Source organism: Hyphomicrobium sp., from assembly GCF_035548195.1.
Taxonomy (GTDB): Bacteria; Pseudomonadota; Alphaproteobacteria; order Rhizobiales; family Hyphomicrobiaceae; genus Hyphomicrobium_B.
This window is the reverse complement of sequence record NZ_DASZTY010000034.1, coordinates 123,790-142,900: the sequence shown is the minus strand read 5'-3', so window position 1 is coordinate 142,900 and position 19,111 is coordinate 123,790. Positions and strand designations below refer to the sequence as shown.

Annotated in this window: 21 protein-coding genes and 2 tRNA genes; 13 read left to right on the top strand and 10 right to left on the bottom strand. The window is 59.4% G+C overall.

Translation table 11 applies throughout. From position 1 onward, the window contains the following. Positions 1-122: 122 nt before the first annotated feature. Positions 123-208 (bottom strand) — tRNA-Leu (locus VHB22_RS13670). 163 nt (positions 209-371) lie between these two features. On the opposite strand from VHB22_RS13670, the gene VHB22_RS13665 reads away from it, so the two are divergent. Beyond that, entirely contained in the window at positions 372-1,346 is a 975-nt protein-coding gene (locus VHB22_RS13665) for a complex I NDUFA9 subunit family protein (RefSeq protein ID WP_325457532.1), read from the top strand. A gap of 87 nt (positions 1,347-1,433) precedes the next feature. Here the strand turns inward: VHB22_RS13665 and VHB22_RS13660 are convergent, their stop codons facing one another. Together VHB22_RS13660 and VHB22_RS13655 are read right to left on the bottom strand one after the other, a co-directional pair. Next, positions 1,434-1,718: a DUF1150 domain-containing protein gene (locus VHB22_RS13660; protein WP_325457531.1), complete on the bottom strand. Its 285-nt coding sequence runs from the start codon at positions 1,716-1,718 to the stop codon at positions 1,434-1,436. 134 nt (positions 1,719-1,852) lie between these two features. Beyond that, positions 1,853-2,299, bottom strand: coding sequence for an Hsp20 family protein (locus tag VHB22_RS13655; RefSeq protein ID WP_325457530.1), 447 nt, complete (start codon positions 2,297-2,299; stop codon positions 1,853-1,855). A gap of 233 nt (positions 2,300-2,532) precedes the next feature. On the opposite strand from VHB22_RS13655, the gene VHB22_RS13650 reads away from it, so the two are divergent. Continuing rightward, on the top strand, positions 2,533-3,198 hold the full coding sequence (locus VHB22_RS13650; protein ID WP_325457529.1) for a hypothetical protein: 666 nt from the start codon (positions 2,533-2,535) through the stop codon (positions 3,196-3,198). A 163-nt stretch (positions 3,199-3,361) separates the two neighbouring features. Beyond that, positions 3,362-3,451, top strand: coding sequence for a pyrroloquinoline quinone precursor peptide PqqA (gene pqqA / locus VHB22_RS13645; RefSeq protein ID WP_015598624.1), 90 nt, complete (start codon positions 3,362-3,364; stop codon positions 3,449-3,451). Between the two features lie 69 nt (positions 3,452-3,520). Here pqqA and VHB22_RS13640 read toward each other — a convergent pair whose 3' ends face one another. The 5 genes from VHB22_RS13640 to VHB22_RS13620 form a co-directional block, all read right to left on the bottom strand. Next, complete coding sequence (locus tag VHB22_RS13640) at positions 3,521-5,344, bottom strand: ABC-F family ATP-binding cassette domain-containing protein (RefSeq protein ID WP_325457528.1); 1,824 nt, start codon at positions 5,342-5,344, stop codon at positions 3,521-3,523. A gap of 74 nt (positions 5,345-5,418) precedes the next feature. Beyond that, the gene (locus VHB22_RS13635; RefSeq protein WP_325457536.1) at positions 5,419-5,601 is read right to left on the bottom strand and encodes a YbdD/YjiX family protein; all 183 of its coding nucleotides are present in this window, start codon (positions 5,599-5,601) and stop codon (positions 5,419-5,421) included. Between the two features lie 36 nt (positions 5,602-5,637). Then, complete coding sequence (locus VHB22_RS13630; RefSeq protein WP_325457527.1) at positions 5,638-7,689, bottom strand: carbon starvation CstA family protein; 2,052 nt, start codon at positions 7,687-7,689, stop codon at positions 5,638-5,640. A gap of 233 nt (positions 7,690-7,922) precedes the next feature. Next, a tRNA-Ala gene (locus VHB22_RS13625) sits at positions 7,923-7,998 on the bottom strand. An 89-nt stretch (positions 7,999-8,087) separates the two neighbouring features. After that, a complete protein-coding gene (locus VHB22_RS13620; protein WP_325457526.1) occupies positions 8,088-8,462 on the bottom strand; it encodes a TIGR02300 family protein in 375 nt (124 codons plus the stop codon). Between the two features lie 253 nt (positions 8,463-8,715). On the opposite strand from VHB22_RS13620, the gene aroA reads away from it, so the two are divergent. Together aroA and cmk are read left to right on the top strand one after the other, a co-directional pair. Then, positions 8,716-10,023, top strand: coding sequence for a 3-phosphoshikimate 1-carboxyvinyltransferase (gene aroA, locus VHB22_RS13615; RefSeq protein WP_325457535.1), 1,308 nt, complete (start codon positions 8,716-8,718; stop codon positions 10,021-10,023). Continuing rightward, positions 10,020-10,661 carry a (d)CMP kinase gene (gene cmk, locus VHB22_RS13610; protein ID WP_325457525.1) on the top strand — a complete coding sequence of 214 codons (642 nt, stop codon included), beginning with the start codon at positions 10,020-10,022 and terminating at the stop codon, positions 10,659-10,661. Before aroA ends, cmk begins: the two co-directional genes overlap by 4 nt. A gap of 33 nt (positions 10,662-10,694) precedes the next feature. Here cmk and VHB22_RS13605 read toward each other — a convergent pair whose 3' ends face one another. After that, positions 10,695-10,952 carry a hypothetical protein gene (locus tag VHB22_RS13605; protein ID WP_325457524.1) on the bottom strand — a complete coding sequence of 86 codons (258 nt, stop codon included), beginning with the start codon at positions 10,950-10,952 and terminating at the stop codon, positions 10,695-10,697. A 182-nt stretch (positions 10,953-11,134) separates the two neighbouring features. On the opposite strand from VHB22_RS13605, the gene VHB22_RS13600 reads away from it, so the two are divergent. After that, complete coding sequence (locus tag VHB22_RS13600) at positions 11,135-12,364, top strand: MFS transporter (protein ID WP_325457523.1); 1,230 nt, start codon at positions 11,135-11,137, stop codon at positions 12,362-12,364. 14 nt (positions 12,365-12,378) lie between these two features. Here VHB22_RS13600 and VHB22_RS13595 read toward each other — a convergent pair whose 3' ends face one another. Next, complete coding sequence (locus tag VHB22_RS13595; RefSeq protein ID WP_325457522.1) at positions 12,379-12,891, bottom strand: cytochrome b; 513 nt, start codon at positions 12,889-12,891, stop codon at positions 12,379-12,381. Positions 12,892-13,323: 432 nt separating this feature from the next. Between VHB22_RS13595 and rpsA the strand changes: the two genes are divergently transcribed. From rpsA to trpB, 7 genes are all read left to right on the top strand, one after another. After that, positions 13,324-15,048: a 30S ribosomal protein S1 gene (gene rpsA, locus VHB22_RS13590; protein WP_325457521.1), complete on the top strand. Its 1,725-nt coding sequence runs from the start codon at positions 13,324-13,326 to the stop codon at positions 15,046-15,048. 188 nt (positions 15,049-15,236) lie between these two features. After that, complete coding sequence (sppA, locus tag VHB22_RS13585) at positions 15,237-16,202, top strand: signal peptide peptidase SppA (protein ID WP_325457520.1); 966 nt, start codon at positions 15,237-15,239, stop codon at positions 16,200-16,202. Between the two features lie 33 nt (positions 16,203-16,235). After that, positions 16,236-16,538 (top strand): integration host factor subunit beta, encoded by a 303-nt coding sequence (gene ihfB, locus VHB22_RS13580; RefSeq protein WP_325457519.1) that lies wholly within the window; start codon positions 16,236-16,238, stop codon positions 16,536-16,538. 30 nt (positions 16,539-16,568) lie between these two features. Then, the gene (locus VHB22_RS13575) at positions 16,569-16,919 is read left to right on the top strand and encodes a LapA family protein (protein ID WP_325457518.1); all 351 of its coding nucleotides are present in this window, start codon (positions 16,569-16,571) and stop codon (positions 16,917-16,919) included. 12 nt (positions 16,920-16,931) lie between these two features. Next, positions 16,932-17,171 (top strand): hypothetical protein, encoded by a 240-nt coding sequence (locus tag VHB22_RS13570; RefSeq protein WP_325457517.1) that lies wholly within the window; start codon positions 16,932-16,934, stop codon positions 17,169-17,171. A gap of 10 nt (positions 17,172-17,181) precedes the next feature. Next, positions 17,182-17,832, top strand: a complete 651-nt coding sequence (locus VHB22_RS13565) for a phosphoribosylanthranilate isomerase (protein ID WP_325457516.1) — start codon at positions 17,182-17,184, stop codon at positions 17,830-17,832. A gap of 36 nt (positions 17,833-17,868) precedes the next feature. Beyond that, positions 17,869-19,110, top strand: a complete 1,242-nt coding sequence (gene trpB / locus VHB22_RS13560) for a tryptophan synthase subunit beta (RefSeq protein WP_325457515.1) — start codon at positions 17,869-17,871, stop codon at positions 19,108-19,110. Position 19,111: the final 1 nt, after the last annotated feature.

The following is a 19,111-nucleotide window of genomic DNA, read 5'->3' as shown; positions in this document are numbered from 1 at the left end:
CCGACTTCTTCTGCGAAAAGGATTCGCCGATGTAAATGTTGTCGGCGTTTTCCGGGAGCTTGCGAGAACGTCACCAGCGGGAAGTCGACCTACCGGCTTCAGGGACTTGTCTCGCCGTCACATGGTGCCCAGAAGAGGACTCGAACCTCCACGCCTTGTGAGCGCTGCTACCTGAAAGCAGTGCGTCTACCAATTCCGCCATCTGGGCTTGGTGTGTCACCTAGATTGTGTCCGGCCGGAAGTCAATTGTACGCCATCGCATCCACCCGCGACGTGGACGCAGGGCGGAATTGGGCTCGGCGGCTTCACATTGGTCTTCCGGGCGGTTAGAGGTCGAGGCGACCAAGCGCACGCGAAATTCGAGGTGAGGTATGGCGCGGAACGGCAAACTTGCGACGGTTTTCGGCGGCTCGGGGTTTATTGGGCGGCAGATCGTCTGGTTTTTGGCGCGGCGGGATTATCGCGTCCGCGCTGCCGTCCGCAGGCCCGATCTCGCAGGCTATCTGCAACCCATGGGGGTCGTTGGCCAGATTCATGCGGTGCAGGCGAATTTGCGCTTCGCCAATTCCGTCGTTCGTGCGGTCGAGGCCGCCGAAACGGTCATCAACGCCGTCGGCATATTGGCTCCGGAGGGGGCGCAAACTTTTGAGGCCGTGCATATCGAGGGAGCCCGGCAGGTTGCGAAGGCTGCCCGCGAGGCCGGTGCCAAGCGTCTGGTTCATATTTCGGCCATTGGAGCTGACAGCAAGTCGCCCTCGAAGTACGCCAGAACGAAGGCTGCAGGCGAAGCGGCCGTGCTCGACGAATTCCCATCGGCCATCATTCTTCGGCCATCGATCGTTTTTGGCCCCGAGGACGATTTTTTCAATCGGTTTGCGGCACTTGCGCGCGTCAGTCCGGTTCTGCCGCTGATCGGCGGAGGCAAGACCAAGTTCCAGCCGGTTTTTGCGGGCGACGTCGGCGAGGCCGCGGCGAATGCAGCCATCGATGCCGGCGTGCCCGGAACCGTCTATGAAATTGGTGGTCCGGAGATCGTGACCTTCCGGGATATTCTGGAGGCGACGCTTCGCTACGCCGACCGGAGGCGTCTGCTATTGCCCGTGCCGTTCTGGCTCATGCAAATTCAGGCCATCCTAAGCTCGCCATTGCCCAATTCGATGCGGCCCATAACCGTCGATCAGCTGCGGCTCCTCAAGCTGGATAATGTCGTTTCGGACGCGGCCAAGCGAGAAGGCCGGACATTGGCAGCCTTAGGCATACCGCAGCCCGCCGCCATCGATGCGATCGTTCCGGAATATCTGGAGCGGTTCAAGCCGAAAGGGCAGTACGCCAGCTATCGCATCTAGCTGCCGCGTAAAAATGCATCGAGCCGCCCAATCAGCGGGCGGCTCGACGAAATACCTGCTCAAGTTCGAAGAAACGGCAAACGGTCTCTAGTTAAGTGGTGCAATCGCCAACTCATCTTCTTGAGCGTGGCCGATGGCGGCCTGAAGCGTATCGGTCAGCGCAATCGGCGTTCCATCCGCGGCGTGCAGCGAAAAAAGCGGAATGCCTTTCGGCAAGCCTTCGATTTGCGGGAACATGTTCGACGCTTCGTCCGAGGTCAGCGTCTTGATGTAGGCGACCTCGCCGCCGCCGAGGCGCGCGAGCTCCAGCTCGCTCATGACGGGCGCTACAACATGATCGACTGGGGTTCTTGCGGTGGTCTTGCTGTTCATGACGCTCTTCCTCCATGTGTCGAGGCCGGGCTCAAATCTCGCACCCTGGACTGCGATGGTTCAGCATCTCCAGGTTTGCTCGGGTACTCCGATCCTCCGACGATTCGGCCGCGCGGGCTGTGACGCGAAAGACTCTAGCCGCGGCTTTTGCTCCGAGGCGGGGCTCCAATCTCAATACGTTTAACGAGTCGCTCGGGTTCAAGCCGTTGCAAATCGACTGCCAAAAGACCGTTCGAAAGGTCCGCACCCTTCACTTCGATACCGTCAGCGAGGACAAATGTCCGAGAGAACTGGCGCGACGCGATGCCTCGATAGACATACTCGCGCGTTTTATCGTCCTGCTGCTTCCCTCGGATCGTCAGCTGCTTGTCCTCAAGCGTGATCTCAAGATCGTCACGCGAAAATCCGGCGACTGCCAGTGTGATTCGGAGAAGGCCGGCGGCGTCGCCATCGCTGGCGATCCTTTCGATATTGTAAGGTGGATACCCGTCGCCGCCACCCTTGGCGGCGCGGTCAATCAGTCTTTCGATCTCTTCGAAGCCCAGCAAAAGCGGGTTCGAAAGGGTTGTCATACGTGTCATCCGAAGGCCCTTAGTAAAGCGACCGTTCTCTGGGCGCCTTCCGGCCACCCCATCAGACCCTGCGTTTCCGCCCGGATCCTGCATCTCACGATATGGGAACCTGCCGCCGATCTTCAAGCGTCGGAAAAAATGGCGTTGCTGAGGCAATACCAACCGTCTTGCGTGGACTGCCTTAGTGCTGCCGGGCTGCCGCTGCATGGGGAATCACGAGATATTTTAAAGCGGGGATTTGTATGACACTGAAAGCCGCGTTTGCCGTGGTCTTCGCGTTTGGACTTGTGATTTTTCAACCCTCAGGGAGCATCGCAGCACAGCCCGACAAGCCTGCTGCGGACGATTCCACCAGCGCCAATCTGACCCCGGAGGAGAAGGCAGAGAAGGAGGGGCGTAAAGCCTGCAAGGTCGAGGTCTGCAGAGCTTTTCACTCCAAGGCAGCGACCGGCGAAATTGCATGTCACGTGGTGAAAAGCTGGCGGAAAGAACAGCTCGTTAAACTCGTCAGCAAGCTGAAAGTTACTTGGCCCTATAACGGTGTGCATTGCGCGACGGATTTGAGTGTCGCGCGGGCCGATCTTGTCAGGGCGATGACTGAGCCGAAAGCCGAGATCACCTTTCGGAAGCACGTTGTGACGTGCACTGTCGCTGACGAAAAGAAGGGCGATAAGAATTTCAAGTTCGAGCTGACGCCCAAGGTGCAGTTTGAAAACGGCAAAGCGACAAAGGCGCATGCGAACTGGGGCAAGATAGAGGCGCCGACGCTGATCAAGAGTGCGCTGTGGACGGCGACGGCCGCGGACAACACAGTCAATTTGCTTTCCGGAACCATCGTTGACGAGGTCAACGACTTCATAACGAAACGTTGCGACGAAGTTAAAGATCAGTGGGCGGCGCAGCAATGACAGCTGGAATACTGCAATCGCGAAAAGGACACCTTCCATGCTGTTACATTGTTATTAGGCGCGCTTATGAGGCTTTATCGTAAATACGATTGGCACTTATCCGATATTGCAATTAGACAGGGCGCGTTGTGAAGCTTTTGACTGTCACACTTGGAGGAAAACCATGAAGACGTGGTCGAAGCCCGAAGTTCGCGAGCAGGAAGTCGGTCTCGAAGTGACCAGCTATCTGCCGGCTGAAATCGACGTCATCTAACTTGTTGATGATGTCGACCTAACGGTCGAACTTCCGCGCGGTGGCTGGTCACTCGGCCGCCGCTTTATTTTAATCGGCGCCTTCTATCGCGGCGCGTTTTTCCTCAAGCTCCAGCCATTGCGTTTCGGCTTCGTCGAGTTGACGCTGAGCATCGGCCAATAGCGATGTGGCATCGTCGAAGGCTGTACGGTCGCGTGCGTAAAGCCCTGCGTCTGCGAGCTTTGCCGATAGTGCTTTTATTTCTTTTTCGAGTTTCGCCATTTCGCCCGGCAGCGTCGAGAGCGCGTGTTTTTCCTTAAAGGACAGCTTGGCTTTGGACGGTATGCGGGCTGTATCTGAAGCGGCGTCTGCGGACTTCCGCTGAGCCACCGAATTCGATCTCTCGTCTTTCTTGAGCTCTTCACCTTTGCGCTGGGAGAGCATGTCGGAATAACCGCCCGCGTATTCGACCCATCGGCCATTGCCCGTCGGTGCCAGTACACTCGTCACGACGCGATCGAGGAAATCGCGGTCGTGGCTGACAAGCAGCAGCGTACCGCGATAGTCCGATAATAGCTCTTGCAAGAGGTCAAGGGTTTCGAGATCGAGGTCGTTCGTCGGTTCGTCGAGGACGAGGACGTTCGATGGTTTGGCGAGGGCGCGGGCTAGCATGAGCCTGGCGCGCTCGCCTCCCGACAATACGCGGATAGGCGATAGTCGCTGCTCGGGCAGGAAGAGAAAATCCTTCATGTAGCTCGCGACGTGCCGGGCTTTGCCATTGATGACGACTTGGTCGCCGCGGCCGCCCGTCAGAGCATCTGCAACCGTCCAATTAGGGTCGAGTTCGTCGCGCCGCTGGTCGAGGGTGACGACTTCAAGATTGGCGCCGTGACGGATGGTGCCGCCATCAGGCGCAATCTGGCCGGTAAGCAACTTCAATAATGTCGTTTTTCCCGCGCCGTTTGGCCCGACCACGCCAAGACGGTCGCCGCGCATGACGCGCAAATTCAAATTCGAGACGATCTCGCGGCCGTCGTAGCCTTTGGAGACGCCAGACGTTTCGACGATGAGTTTGCCGGAGGGGGTGCCTTCGGCGGCGTCGAGACGGACATTACCTGCGACGTAGCGCCGGTCGCGAACTTCCTGACGCATCGCCTTCAACTCGCGTACGCGGCGCACGTTGCGCTTGCGGCGGCCCGTAACGCCGCCATGCATCCACTGATCTTCGCGGACGATCTTGCGGTCGAGCTTGTGGCGCTCGGTTTCTTCCTCTTCGAGTACCTTGTCGCGCCAATCCTCGAACGCGGCGAAGCCTTGCTCCAGGCGGCGCGTCTGACCGCGATCGAGCCAGACGGTGGTGCGTGACAGCGTCTCTAGGAAGCGGCGGTCATGGCTGATGAGGAGCAGGGCGGATTTGCGTGCTTGCAACGTCGATTCGAGCCATTCGATCGCGGTCAGATCGAGATGGTTCGTTGGTTCGTCGAGCAACAATACATCCGGTTTTGCAACGAGGGCGCGAGCAAGCGCAGCGCGGCGCGCTTCACCGCCCGACAGCTGTCGAGGATTGTCGTCGCCGGAGATGCCAAGCTCTCCGAGCAGATATTCGGCCGCGTAAGGATCGTCGGCCGGACCCAAGCCTGCTTCGACATAGGAGCGAATGCTTGCGAAGCCGTCGAAATCGACTTCTTGGGGGAGATACCGGATGCTTGCGCCTGGATGGGCGAAACGCTCGCCGCGATCTGGCTCGACGAGTCCGGCGGCAACCCTGAGCAATGTCGATTTTCCGGAGCCGTTGCGGCCGACTAGGCAAATGCGGTCGCCCGGTGCGACCGTCAGTTCGGCGCCTGCAAGCAGCGGCGTGCCGCCGAATGTCAGGTGTATGTCTTTTAGCGTCAAAAGGGGAGGAGGTGCCATGCGAGCACCACGTAACGGTCGGAGAGGCTCCAATCAACTGCGGCGCAATGGAAAAGGGCCGGCGCGCGTTAAGCTCAACAGCAGCGGCTGATCTTTCCCCCGGTTCCGCCATAGCGGTTCGATTGCCGCTCGCGGAAGAACTCCTCGTAGGTCATGACGGGCTCTTCGGGATGTGCCTGCCGCCGGTGGGCGACATAGGCATCATAGTCGGGCAGGCCGACCATCAAACGGGCGGTCTTCGCTAAGTCTGCTCGCATGAAGCGCAACAGCGATGCTCTTAGGTTCCGCATGGTTTACTCCGCTGCTGCGAATGAGCTTTCGCGCGCCGTTACGTTCGGATCGGCCAACGCTTTCAGAGTGGCGGCCAGCGCAAATGCGCCCATTGCTATAACAAGGCCGATCAGTAGTGCCGTCAGCGTGGCGTTGACATAATCGTTGAAGATGATGCGGCTCATGTCGGTCGCCGTCCTGGCGGGCGCCAAGAGTTGTCCGGAATTCGCAGCCGTGCCGAACTTCTGCGCATGCGCAAGAAATCCTATGGCCGGATTGGCGCTGAAGATCTTCTGCCAACCGGCGGTTAAGGTGCAGATTGCGACCCAGCCCGCAGGTACGATGGTGACCCAGGCGTACCGTTCGCGTTTCATCTTGAAAAGTACGACCGTGCAAAGGATCAGCGCGATGCAGGCGAGCATTTGGTTGGCGATGCCGAACAATGGCCACAGCGTGTTGATGCCGCCGAGCGGGTCGACGACGCCTTGATAGAGGAAATAACCCCAACCGGCGACGGCAATCGTCGTGGCGACAATGTTTGCCGTCCAGGAACGGGTCTCCCGAAAGACGGGCGCGACCGTTCCAAGAAGATCCTGGATCATGAAGCGCGCGACGCGTGTTCCGGCATCGATGGTCGTCAGAATGAAAAGCGCTTCGAACAAAATTGCGAAGTGGTACCAGAATGCCATCATGGTCTTGCCGCCGATGGCGCTGGACAGAATTTCGGCCATGCCGACAGCGAGTGTTGGGGCGCCACCGGTGCGAGACAATATAGTTGCTTCGCCGACGTTCGTTGCGGCTTCCTTCAGCATGTCCGGCGTAACGGCAAACCCCCAGCTCGTGATTGCGGCCGCAGCAGTTTCGGGTGTCGTACCGATAATGGCGGTCGGGCTGTTCAGGGCGAAGTAGAGACCAGGTTCAAGGCTCGATGCGGCGACGAGGGCCATGATGGCGACGAAGCTCTCCATCAGCATCGCTCCATAGCCGATGAAGCGGGCGTTCATTTCGTTATCAAGCATCTTCGGCGTGGTGCCGGACGAAACAAGTGCGTGGAATCCGGACACGGCGCCGCAAGCGATGGTGATGAAGAGGAACGGGAACAGGTTGCCTGCGAAGACCGGACCGCTACCGTCGACGAATTTCGTTAGGGCGGGCATCTTCAGATCCGGCAGCACGAAGAAGATGCCGAGTGCGAGGCCCGCGATTGTACCGATTTTCAGGAAAGTGGAGAGATAGTCCCGTGGGGCGAGGAGGGTCCACACCGGCAGCACGGAGGCGACGAAGCCATATCCGATGAGCATCATCGAAAGCTGCTCGCCCGTAAAATTGAACATTGGGCCGAGTACCGGATCGGAAGCGACATGGCGGCCGTAGATCAGCGCCAGCATCAGCAACGCGAAACCGATCAAGGACATCTCGCCGATGCGGCCGGGGCGGATGTAGCGGCCATAGATGCCCATGAGCAGACCGATGGGGATTGTCATCATCACCGTGAAGGTCGCCCAAGGGCTTTGCTTCAATGCCTTGACGACGACGAGGGCGAGGACGGCGAGCAGGATCACCATGATCAGCAACACACCAATCATCGCGACGGTGCCTGCCAGTTCGCCAAGCTCAGAGCGAATCATGTCGCCCATCGAACGGCCGTCACGGCGCGTCGAGGCCCAGAGAACGATGAAGTCCTGGACGGCGCCCGCGAAGACGACGCCGACAATAAGCCACAGCGTTCCGGGAAGATAACCCATCTGTGCCGCGAGCACGGGGCCGACCAGGGGGCCGGCTCCGGCGATTGCCGCGAAATGGTGGCCGAAAAGGACGGTGCGGTCCGTCGGGCAATAGTCGAGGCCGTCGTTGAAGCGTCGGGCGGGAGTTAGCCGATTTGAGTCGAGGCGCAGCACGCTCTGGGCGATGAAAAGTGCATAGAAGCGGTAGGCGATGAGATACGAGCAGATCGCCGTCAGCACCAGCCAAACGGCGTTGATTGTCTCGCCGCGCGAGAGCGCGACGACGCCGAGCGATACCGCGCCCAATATCGCGATGGCTGTCCAGGCGAGTTTGGCGCGTAGATCGCCCATTGTTTCGCTCCCCGAGTTTCTTATTCCGTGCACGCTGCGCACTTCGGTTGCGAGGAGAGTACAAAAAATGTTGGCGGAGGTCAGCCGTTGGCTTGGATGGATCCCGGCCGTCGCCGGGATGACGGCTGGGGTGTCTATCGATTTTGGAGGGCGCAGACGAACGTCATAGAAGCCTCAGGCGTCCGCCTGCGTCGCTGCGCAGGTTTGGCGTGGCGGCTGTGCGCAAATCAAAATGGTGGAGCCAAGCGGGATCGAACCGCTGACCTCTTGCATGCCATGCAAGCGCTCTCCCAGCTGAGCTATGGCCCCTGTCCATGGGAGCGCGGGACCTTAGGCCACCGCGCAGAACCCGCCTGATAAGTCGTTCAGGCGGAAACATCAAGAACGTTTGTTGACGCTCAGGATTCTTCGTCGCCCTCACCGGCGGGACCGCCGATGATGTTCGAGACGTCGCCGCCTTCTTCCTCTTCTTCTTCGAGGAAGGTTTCATCATCGTCGCCGCCGCCCGTATCATCGGTTTCGACGTCGGCAAGCGCCTCTTCGCCCTCGACTGCCGGTAAATCACCGTCATCGTCGGAGACCGGCTTCTTTGCCTTTTTCGCGGCAAGGTCGCGTTGTTCCGCCTGCAAAGCGGCCAGCGCGGCCGGTGACGATGCGATCACATATTTGCTGCCGCAGAACGGGCAGATGATCGGGTCGCGATCGAGATCGTAGAACCGCTCATCGCAGCTCTGGCAGGTACGCTTCGTCCCGCGCGCTTGCTTGGTCGCCATTAGTCGAGCCTCGAATAATTTAGGAATTTAAGTGAGCCCTCTGCCACACACGGTGCGGGCTGTCAAAACGAAAAGGTGGAGATCGCGGGCCATGCGTCAAGGGCACCTTGACCCGGCCGCTACAGTGGCGTTGACAGGGCGCCGCGAGCCGGGCCTCTATCGCCCTCAATTCACTCGCCGGATCAACGTGCCAATCGCGCTTTAGCCTGGATTTTGGAACTTGAAAGCCCCAACTGCGAAACCTCTGTCTGCGATGCGCTCCGTTCCGTTGCGGGGGCATGTCAGGGTACCAGGCGATAAATCCATTTCGCACCGGGCGCTGATTTTCGGGGCGCTGGCGACGGGTACGACGCGCGTCCGGGGTCTCCTGGAAGCCGAGGACGTCATCAACACAGCGCGCGTGGTATCGGCTCTTGGGGCATCAGCGGAAAAGCGCGGCGATGCCTGGGAGGTCAAAGGGCGGGGGCCGGGCGGTCTTCGCCAGCCGGTTACCCCGCTCGAGTTCGGAAATTCGGGGACCGGCACGCGGTTGATGATGGGTGTCGTCGCCGGCCATCCGATCACCGTTGAAATGACCGGGGACGCTTCGCTGTCGCGCCGTCCGATGCGACGTGTGCTCGGTCCCCTCATGCAAATGGGTTTGCAGGTGTTGGAGCCGGGCAAGGAGACGTTGCCTCTGACATTGCGCGGGTCGAGCGAGCTTATTCCGATTGTCTATCCCCTGCCGGTGCCGTCGGCCCAAGTCAAAAGCGCCGTACTTCTGGCGGGTCTTCACGCGGCGGGCGAGACGACCGTCATCGAGCATGAAGCGACGCGCGATCATACCGAGCGCATGCTTCGCCATTTTGGCGCTGATGTCCGGATCGTGGACAAGGATGGCGCACGGCACATTACCGTTAGAGGCGATGCCGAACTTGCCGGACGCGATATTCTTGTTCCGGGCGATCCCTCGTCGGCTGCGTTTCTGGTCGCGGCTGCTTTGATCGTGCCCGGTTCGGACGTGACGATCGAAGGCGTGCTCGTCAATCCGACCCGGACCGGACTTTACACGACGTTGCAGGAAATGGGTGGCGACGTCGAATTCCTGAACCAACGTGAAGAGGGTGGTGAGCCTATTGCCGACATTCGCGTGCGGTCATCGGCATTGGAGGGGGTGCGCTGTCCGGCGGAACGGGCGCCGTCGATGATCGACGAATATCCTGTATTGGCGGCAATTTCGGCATTCGCGAAGGGAACGACACAGATGGACGGTCTTGCCGAACTAAAGGTGAAGGAAAGCGACCGCCTGCAGGCGACGGCGACGGGGCTGGCCGCCAACGGCGTCGCCGTCCGCGTCGATGGTGACAGCCTTATCGTGGAAGGACGGGGACACATTCCGGGCGGAGGGCACGTAGCGACGCATCTCGACCACAGGATCGCAATGGCGTTTCTGACGGCGGGACTGGCGAGCGAAAAGCCGATCACTGTCGACGACACCACGATGATTGCGACAAGCTTTCCCGAATTTCTGGGGCTGATGGAGACGCTCGGCGCCCGCTTCCAAGAGGCGCCGCAGACATGAGTCAAAAGGTCATTATAGCCATCGACGGACCGGCAGCGTCCGGCAAAGGTACGCTGGCGAAGCGCCTTGCCGAGCATCTCGGCGTTCCCTATCTCGATACAGGTCTTCTTTATCGCGCGGTTGCTCGCGACGTCGTGGCCCGGGGGCAGCGGCTTGAGGATTGTGACGCAGCTGTCTGCGCGGCGAAGGCCATTGATGCGCAAAGCCTCGGCGATCCGGGACTGCGCGGCCCGCTGGCGGGCGATGCAGCGTCAATCGTTGCAAAGATTCCGGAAGTACGGGCGGCATTGCTTGAGTATCAACGCGGTTTTGCGAGCGAGTCCGTCCGCGGTGCAATTCTGGACGGGCGCGATATCGGCACGGTCGTCTGTCCAAATGCGCACATCAAGATTTTCGTCACGGCGTCGGATGAGGCGCGCGCGCGGCGACGTCACCTGGAACATGAAGGGCGGGGAGAAATGATCCCCTATGAGCAGGTGCTGGAGGATCTGCGCCGCAGAGATGCACGGGACAAAGGCCGTAGTATCGCTCCGCTTGAAGCGGCATCGGACGCGCTTATCGTCGATACGACGGATCTCGATAAGGAACAGGCTTTTGCCACCGTGTTGTGCCTGGTCGAAAAGCGACTGCAAACATGAAGGGCGCCCTTTCGGACGCCCTTCAAAACCAATCTAACGGCCTGCTTTATAATCGCGGATATCCTGCGCCGTAACTTCGTTTGACTGACCGAGCGCATGAACGCACTCCTCGGTCAGCATGTGGCTATGCGCTTTCATGCACGACTTCAGTTTCGCCGTGCCGACTTTGTAGTTGCTGCAATAGGCTGCATAGTCCGCGCTGCAAGCCTTTCTCACAGCTTGGCTTACAGCCAGCGCCGAGCTTGCGGAAAGCGCAAGCGTAACTGCCGCGAGAATCGCGACTTTCTGCATATCCGTCTCCCTGGAGTAATCCCTTGCCTTTAACGCCGGCGTGGCGAAAGTGGTTCCCCTCACTACATCAACCACTCTGCAGTGATTCAGATCCCCTGCCAAATTACATTATGAAATGAAAACAATGAGACTTACCCAGTCGATGCATCGTGCCTCGGCGAAAGAGTGTGTTTGATCAGCCGATGTCTTCTCCCTCGACTGCGAAGTCCGGGCGGGTGAATCTTTTTGGTCACCGTCCTTTTCTTTTGTATCTCGGCGCGCGCACACTCACCGAGTTCGCAAGTCAAATCGCGGTCGTTGCGCTCGGATGGCATGTTTATGCTTTGACCGGCAGCGCTTTCGATCTCGGCATGATCGGACTCGTGCAATTCCTGCCGATGGCAGCATTGGTTTTTATCGCTGGTCACGCTGCGGACCGGTACACGCGGCAGCATGTCGTGCAAGTCTGCCAACTTATAGAGTGCGTGACTGCAACGTTTCTTGCTTGGGGCACGTTCAGCGGCTGGCTGACGGTGCACGAGATATTTGCTGCCGTTGCAGTGCTCGGGATTGCCGCTGCCTTCGAGAGTCCGGCGGAGGCTGCTCTGCTCCCGAATGTAGCTCCCGAAGGAATGCTTCAGCGGGCCACGGCGAGCGCAACGGGAGCGTTTCAGGTCGCGATGATCAGCGGCCCCGCTTTCGGGGGCATTGCCTATGCCGTGTCCCCCGCTTTGCCCTTTGCCGTCATGGCGAGCTGCTGGCTGCTCGCTGCAATGTGCAATGGGGCGATCGATGTCAAAGGCGCCGAGTCCGCAAAGGAGCCGCCGACATTCGAAGCACTTTTTGCGGGCGTTAAATTCGTTCGCCAAAATCGGGCTATTCTCGGCACGATTTCGCTCGATCTTTTTGCCGTGTTGCTCGGCGGCGCGACTGCATTGTTGCCGATTTACGCGCGCGATATTCTTCATACCGGACCATGGGGACTAGGCGTGCTTCGCGCAGCCCCCGCCGCTGGCGCATTGCTAATGACGTTCTATCTGGCGCGTCATCCGATTAGCCGCCGCGTCGGCATGCGAATGTTTCAAGCGGTTATCGTTTTCGGAGCGGCCACGGTCGTTTTCGCCCTATCTCGATCGGTGGTTCTGTCGCTTATTGCACTGGGCGTGGCAGGGGCCGCCGACACGATCAGCGTCGTCATACGCATTTCGCTCGTCCAGCTTTCGACACCGGATGCCATGCGCGGGCGCGTTGGTGCCGTGAACTATCTCTTTATCAACGCTTCCAATCAGCTGGGTGAATTCGAGAGCGGCATGGCGGCGGCTTTGCTCGGCGCTATGCCCGCCGCAGTGGTCGGGGGGATCGGTACGATCGTCGTTGCTTTGCTCTGGATGAGGCTTTTTCCATCGCTGCGTGACGTGGAGCGGTTGGAATAACGTCCGTATGCGGATCACCCCTCCCGCTGGGGCAGCATGCGTGACAGCACATTATCCTTCAGGACGTATTGGTGGAAAAGCGCCGCGAGTGCGTGCGCGGTCGCCAGTATAATGATCGACCAACCGATCAAGCCGTGTGTTTCTTCAAAAAAATGATGATCTTCGCGCGTGAATGCGGCGAACGGCGAAGGGATTTCGCCGAAAAACGTATTCAGGCTTGCTTTCTTTCCTGACCAGCCGATCAGGAAACCGAGCCAAAGCTGAAGAGCCACCAGGATATAGAGGAGGACGTGTCCGAGCTTCGCCGCGACATCCATCAGGCCGGTGTTGGCGGCTACAACGCGATTTCCGAAGAAAAGCCGCCAAGCTATGCGGATGATGATGACGGCGACCAGCGCGGCGCCGAGCGTCGTGTGGGTGAGCTTGAGCGGCGCACGGTCGGCCTTTTCAAGAAATCCCCATGTCTGAGAAAGGATGAATAGGGTCAGGACCAGCGCCGCCGTGAGCCAGTGGAGGGCGATCGTCATTCGGTCGTATCGGACCGCAACGGCTGCACCGTGTGAAATACGGGGATCGGCTGGGGGTGTGGGGCGCGCGGCAGGCAAATTCGGATCTCGGAAGTTATGCCGGTCTTTTTAAGGAATATCAGGCAACAATGTCGAGTGTATGTCCCGAAACGGCTAGCTCAGGCGGCCCCCTTGCGTCAAGGCGGTACGCCCGCTATACCCTCGCGCATTCGACGTCGCCGTCGGATTGGTCATGAGGAAGATCAGCCGGTTGGGTCCTGTATAGCAGGCCCGAATTCTGACCGGCAGGGCTGAAGCCCATCGCGGCGGCATCACCATCAGATATCAGCGCCCTTTAAACAGGCTTCGCGGTCGCGCGGGTCTGTGTCTTGGCGTTCAAACCTCAAATCGTACCTGCAGGTGTGCGGGTTGTTTCAATAACAAGGAGACCGAATGTCAGCCGAAGTCGCTTCTAGAGAGTTGAACCCGTCGCGCGATGATTTTGCCGCGCTGCTTGCCGAGAGTCTTGCCAAGGATGACCTGTTCGAAGGGTCGGTCGTAAAGGGCAAGGTCGTCGGTATCGAAAAAGATATGGCGATCATTGACGTCGGCTTGAAAATGGAAGGCCGTGTCGCGCTCAAGGAATTCGGCGTCGGCGGAAAGCCAGGCGACCTTAAAGTCGGCGATACCGTGGAAGTCTACCTGGAGCGCGTCGAGAACGCGCTCGGTGAAGCGGTGCTGTCGCGCGACAAGGCCCGCCGCGAAGAAAGCTGGACGCGCCTCGAACGTCTCTATGAAAAGGGCGAGAAGGTCACGGGCGTCATCTTCAACAAGGTGAAGGGCGGCTTCACGGTCGATCTCGACGGCGCGGTTGCCTTCCTCCCCGGTTCGCAGGTCGATATCCGCCCGGTGCGCGATATCGGACCCCTGATGCATCAGCAGCAGCCGTTCCAGATCCTGAAGATGGATCGCCGCCGCGGCAACATCGTCGTGTCGCGCCGTTCGGTTCTCGAAGAGAGCCGTGCCGAGCAGCGTACCGAGATCGTCGCACGTCTCGCTGAAGGCCAGATCATCGACGGCCTCGTCAAGAACATCACCGACTACGGTGCGTTCATTGATCTCGGCGGCATCGACGGCCTGCTGCACGTCACCGATATGGCGTGGCGCCGCGTCAATCATCCGTCCGAGATTTTGAACGTTGGCGATACGGTGAAGGTGCAGATCATCCGCATCAACCCGGAGACGCAGCGTATCTCGCTCGGCATGAAGCAGTTGCAGTCCGATCCGTGGTCGTCGATCGAGGCGAAGTATCCAGTCGGCGCGCGCGTCAATGGTACCGTTACGAACATTGCCGACTACGGCGCCTTCGTAGAGCTGGAGCCGGGTGTCGAAGGCCTCATCCACGTCTCGGAAATGAGCTGGACGAAAAAGAACACGCACCCCGGCAAGATTGTCTCGACGAGCCAGCAGGTCGAAGTTCAGGTTCTCGAAGTCGATCCGCAGAAGCGGCGTATTTCGCTCGGCCTTAAGCAGACGCAGGAAAATCCGTGGGATGGCTTCCTCGCTGCGCATCCGAAGGGGTCCATTGTCGAAGGTCCGATCCGCAATATCACGGAATTCGGTCTGTTCATCGGTCTCGATAATGGCATCGACGGCATGGTCCATCTGTCTGATCTCGATTGGCAGAAGCCGGGCGACGAGGTCATCAAGGATTACAAGAAGGGCGACAACGTCAAAGCGATGGTGCTCGACGTCGATGGTGCAAAGGAGCGGATTTCGCTCGGCATAAAGCAGCTCTCGGGTGATCCTGCCGACGCAATGGCGAAGTACAAGAAGGGCGACGCCGTCACCTGCACCGTCACGTCGGTCAGCGACGCCGGCATCGAGGTCAAGATTGCCGACAGCGAGTTGACGTCGTTCGTCAAACGCGGCGATCTCTCTCGCGATCGCTCCGAGCAGCGGCCCGAGCGCTACAACGTTGGCGATAAGGTCGATGCGGCGGTCGTCTCGGTCGACAAGGCGGCACGCCGTATCGCGGTTTCGATCAAGGCGCTCGAACTCGCGGAAGAGAAGCAGGCCGTTGCGCAGTATGGCTCGTCGGATTCGGGGGCGTCGCTCGGCGACATCTTCAAGGCCGCCATCAAGAAGCGCGAAGATGCGGAAGACGGCAGCGAATAATTATCGTTGTCCTCGTTCAGGACATCAAAGAGCGCGCGGCAAGACCTGCCGCGCGCTTAACTTTTGCGTTAGAGGCCGAGGAGGAGTTTATTGCTCGCGGCCTGAACCTTGCCTACTTTTGCCTCGATTGAGCTTTTGCGCAGGCTCGCATCAGGGTAAGTAGCGGCCGCAGACGAAAGGCATCCCCCATGCTCGAAACGGAAACAGTTCTCGACCGCCGCCGGCTCCGCCGATCGGTCACGCTTTGGCGCGCGGCCGGTCTCGCCGCGATTTTGATCGCGCTTGGCGCATTGACGCTCGGCAACGATAAGCTCGCGTCGCTGGCGGGCGAGAAGCAGATCGCGCGTGTCACAATCGAAGGCACGATCACGGAAGACCGCGATCAGTTGAAGATGCTGAAGGATATCGCCGACGACAACAGCGTGGCGGGCCTTCTTCTCTTTGTGAACAGTCCGGGTGGGACGACGACGGGCGGGGAAGCGCTTTATCAAGCCATTCGCGACGTTTCCAAGAAGAAGCCCGTCGTGGCACAGTTCGGGACGGTTGCTGCCTCTGCGGCTTATATCGCCGGACTGGCAACCGACCATATCGTAGCGCACGGCAACACGATCACAGGTTCGGTCGGCGTCATCGTGCAATGGCCGGAAGTCGTCCAGCTGCTCGACAAGGTCGGCGTCAAGGTCAACGAGGTGAAAAGCGGCCCGCTTAAAGCTTCGCCGTCGCCTTTCGAGCCCCTCGATGACGCCAGCAAACAGGTTGCCCAGGGCATGGTGAACGATGGGTTCAAATGGTTCGTGAACCTCGTTGAGACCCGCCGCAAGGTCAAGGCTGCCGACATTCCGGGCCTTATGGACGGGCGCATTTTTTCCGGCCGGGAGGCGCTACAAGTCAAGCTCATCGACCAGATCGGGGGCGAGGACGAGGCGGTCAAGTGGTTGAAAGACGTGAAAAACGTACCCCAGAACGCCAAGGTCACCGATTGGAAGCCGTCGTCTTCGGGCGGTCTCGGATTCGCCGGCATGTCGACCAGGATCGCCGGTTTTCTGTTCGGGGCCAGCGGGGCGGACCTCGCGAATTTCCTCCTCCGGGAGCGTACGATTTCGACGCTCGGTCTTGACGGTCTGCTTTCAGTTTGGCACCCTGCTGAAAAATAAGGATAAATGGTCGCTGTTGCTGGGGAGCGAGACGTGATCAAATCGGAGCTTGTTCAAAAAATCGCGACTGCCAATCCGCATCTTTACCACCGCGATGTCGAGCGCATCGTCAATGTGATCTTCGACGAGATCGTTGATGCGCTCTCGCGCGGGGACCGTGTCGAGCTTCGCGGCTTCGGCGCATTCACTGTAAAGCATCGCGCGTCGCGGCAGGGACGCAATCCACGTACCGGCACGACGGTGGCGGTTGCGGAAAAATTCGTGCCCTTCTTCAAGACGGGCAAAGAACTTCGAGATCGCTTGAACAAGATCAACGGCGAGCAGCGTTCCTTATAGCGCCACTGACATCAATATAGAGGTGCGATCGTGTTTAGGCGTATTTTAGCGCTTTTTGTTGCTTTTCCTATTGGCGCCGTACTGATCGCGATCGCCGTATCGAACCGCCAACCGGTGTCGTTGATCCTCGATCCGTTCAAGCCGGAAAATCCGGCGCTATCGATCGCATTACCCTTTTATCTCTATTTGCTCGGTGCGCTTGTCGTCGGAGTCATTCTCGGCGGCATAGCTACGTGGCTGGGGCAGAGCCGATGGCGGCAAACGGCGCGGGCGCAAGGTCAACGGGCCGCACGGTGGCAAGCGGAAGCCGAGCGGCTCACGCGCGAGCGGGAAGCTGCCGCGGTCAGCACGGGCTCGGATCTTGCCATCGCAAGCCATTGACGGCCTACGCCAATGACATTTGACGCGTTGACGTTCTTCGGCCTTGTCGCCGTATCCCTGATGCTGCTTTTTTACGCCCTTGAGGATAAGAGTTCCTGGTGCGTGTTGGGATTTGCAATCGCCTGCGCGATGGGGTCGGTTTATGGCTTCTTGCAAGGCGCGTGGCCGTTCGGATTGGTGGAAGGCGTTTGGACATTCATTGCTTTGAAACGTTGGCAAAAGCGCCGTCTTGTCGGCGCGCCGGCGCCGTGATGCCCCGCCTATGACAATCCAGGCCAAGATTTGCGGAATCAATTCGCGAGAAGCCTTGCGCGCGGCCATCGACGAGGGGGCCGAATACCTTGGTTTCGTTTTTTTTGCGCCGAGCCCGCGCCATGTCGATCTCGAAGCGGCGAGAGGCTTGGCCCAAGAAGCGAAAGGCAAAGCTAAGATCGTGGCGCTGACGGTCGATGCGGACGATGCGGCACTCGAAACAATCGTGCGAGAGATTGCGCCGGATTTTCTGCAATTACATGGCGGAGAAACGCCGGAGCGCGTTGTCGCCATCAAACAAAAATTCGGACGGCCTGTTATCAAAGCCGTGCCTGTTTGGGTCGCCGAAGACGTGGCGGCCGCAAATGCGTATGTCGATTTTGCGGACATGATCCTTTTTGATGCCAAGGCTCCGGAAGGTGCGACGCGGCCCGGTGGGCACGGGCAAACGTTCGATTGGAACATTTTGCAGGGCGTTGCTGATCAAATGTCGTTCATGCTTTCGGGGGGCCTCTCTCCGGACAACGTCGAAGCCGCTATTCGGGTGACGCGTCCGGCTGTTGTCGATGTTTCCTCCGGCGTCGAACGAGCGCCCGGGGTTAAGGACGCGGACTTGATCCGCCGCTTTCTTCGCGCGGTAAAGACGGCTAATCAGGGTTGACAGAATAAACGCGGTCCGCGGCTCAGGTAGTATTCGATGGCGACGACGCAGAAGAAAACCGATGAAGCGAAGCTCAACAGCTACGCGACCGGTCCCGACGACAGGGGCTTTTTTGGATTGTTCGGCGGCCGGTTCGTTGCCGAAACGCTGATGCCGCTCATCCTTGAATTGGAGCGCGCCTACGAGGCGGCGAAGGCGGATCCCGAATTTCAGCGCGAGATCGATTTTCTCAATCGCCATTACGGCGGGCGCCCGAGCCCTCTCTATCATGCCGAGCGCATGACGGCTGAGCTTGGCGGCGCGAAGATCTATTTCAAGCGCGAAGAGCTCAATCACACGGGCTCGCACAAGGTCAACAATTGCCTTGGGCAAATTCTACTTGCGCGCCGCATGGGCAAGACGCGGATCATTGCCGAGACCGGTGCGGGCCAACATGGCGTTGCGGTCGCGACGGTCTGCGCCAAGTACGGCATGCCGTGCGAGATTTATATGGGTGCGACCGATGTCGAACGTCAGGCACCGAACGTCGCGCGCATGGCGCTGTTGGGCGCGAAGCTCAATCCGGTGAAGTCGGGTGCGGGCACGCTCAAAGATGCAATGAACGAAGCGTTGCGTGATTGGGTAACGAACGTTCGCGACACGTATTATCTGATCGGCACGGCGGCAGGGCCGCATCCTTATCCGGCGATGGTTCGTGATTTTCAGTCGATCATCGGGAAGGAACTGCGCGAGCAGATGATGGAGGCGGAAGGCCGCTTACCCGATACGCTCGTCGCGTGCATCGGCGGCGGGTCGAATGCGATCGGCATTTTCCATCCGTTTCTGGATGACAAGGATGTCGCGATTTACGGCGTCGAAGCGGGCGGTCACGGGCTAGACGTCGAAAACGGTCACGCGGCGTCGATGAATGGCGGTTCGCCGGGCGTGCTGCACGGTAATCGAACGTATTTGCTTCAAGACGGCGATGGACAAATCCTCGAAGGGCATTCGATTTCGGCAGGTCTCGATTATCCGGGCGTCGGTCCGGAGCATTCGTGGCTCAAGGACATCGGACGTGTGAAGTATGTCGCCGTGACGGATAAAGAGGCGCTGAGCGCGCTGCAGCTTTGCACGAAACTTGAAGGCATCATTCCCGCACTTGAGCCGAGCCATGCGCTGGCGCATGTCATCAAGCTCGCGCCGACGCTGCCGAAGGACAACCTGCTCGTCGTGAACCTGTCGGGCCGCGGCGACAAGGACCTGTTCACCGTCGCCAAGCACCTCGGCATGAAAATATAAA

Bases quoted from the DNA above. Each gene is read 5' to 3' on its own strand.
- VHB22_RS13640 (WP_325457528.1), bottom strand. From the start codon at position 5,344: ATGGCACCTCCTCCCCTTTTGACGCTAAAAGACATACACCTGACATTC.
- VHB22_RS13635 (WP_325457536.1), bottom strand. From the start codon at position 5,601: ATGCGAGCAGACTTAGCGAAGACCGCCCGTTTGATGGTCGGCCTGCCC.
- VHB22_RS13605 (WP_325457524.1), bottom strand. From the start codon at position 10,952: ATGCAGAAAGTCGCGATTCTCGCGGCAGTTACGCTTGCGCTTTCCGCA.
- VHB22_RS13665 (WP_325457532.1), top strand. From the start codon at position 372: ATGGCGCGGAACGGCAAACTTGCGACGGTTTTCGGCGGCTCGGGGTTT.
- VHB22_RS13600 (WP_325457523.1), top strand. From the start codon at position 11,135: ATGTCTTCTCCCTCGACTGCGAAGTCCGGGCGGGTGAATCTTTTTGGT.
- aroA (WP_325457535.1), top strand. From the start codon at position 8,716: ATGCGCTCCGTTCCGTTGCGGGGGCATGTCAGGGTACCAGGCGATAAA.
- VHB22_RS13620 (WP_325457526.1), bottom strand. From the start codon at position 8,462: ATGGCGACCAAGCAAGCGCGCGGGACGAAGCGTACCTGCCAGAGCTGC.
- VHB22_RS13660 (WP_325457531.1), bottom strand. From the start codon at position 1,718: ATGAACAGCAAGACCACCGCAAGAACCCCAGTCGATCATGTTGTAGCG.
- VHB22_RS13595 (WP_325457522.1), bottom strand. From the start codon at position 12,891: ATGACGATCGCCCTCCACTGGCTCACGGCGGCGCTGGTCCTGACCCTA.
- VHB22_RS13630 (WP_325457527.1), bottom strand. From the start codon at position 7,689: ATGGGCGATCTACGCGCCAAACTCGCCTGGACAGCCATCGCGATATTG.
- VHB22_RS13650 (WP_325457529.1), top strand. From the start codon at position 2,533: ATGACACTGAAAGCCGCGTTTGCCGTGGTCTTCGCGTTTGGACTTGTG.
- cmk (WP_325457525.1), top strand. From the start codon at position 10,020: ATGAGTCAAAAGGTCATTATAGCCATCGACGGACCGGCAGCGTCCGGC.
- VHB22_RS13565 (WP_325457516.1), top strand. From the start codon at position 17,182: ATGACAATCCAGGCCAAGATTTGCGGAATCAATTCGCGAGAAGCCTTG.
- rpsA (WP_325457521.1), top strand. From the start codon at position 13,324: ATGTCAGCCGAAGTCGCTTCTAGAGAGTTGAACCCGTCGCGCGATGAT.
- sppA (WP_325457520.1), top strand. From the start codon at position 15,237: ATGCTCGAAACGGAAACAGTTCTCGACCGCCGCCGGCTCCGCCGATCG.
- VHB22_RS13655 (WP_325457530.1), bottom strand. From the start codon at position 2,299: ATGACACGTATGACAACCCTTTCGAACCCGCTTTTGCTGGGCTTCGAA.
- VHB22_RS13570 (WP_325457517.1), top strand. From the start codon at position 16,932: ATGACATTTGACGCGTTGACGTTCTTCGGCCTTGTCGCCGTATCCCTG.
- pqqA (WP_015598624.1), top strand. From the start codon at position 3,362: ATGAAGACGTGGTCGAAGCCCGAAGTTCGCGAGCAGGAAGTCGGTCTC.
- trpB (WP_325457515.1), top strand. From the start codon at position 17,869: ATGGCGACGACGCAGAAGAAAACCGATGAAGCGAAGCTCAACAGCTAC.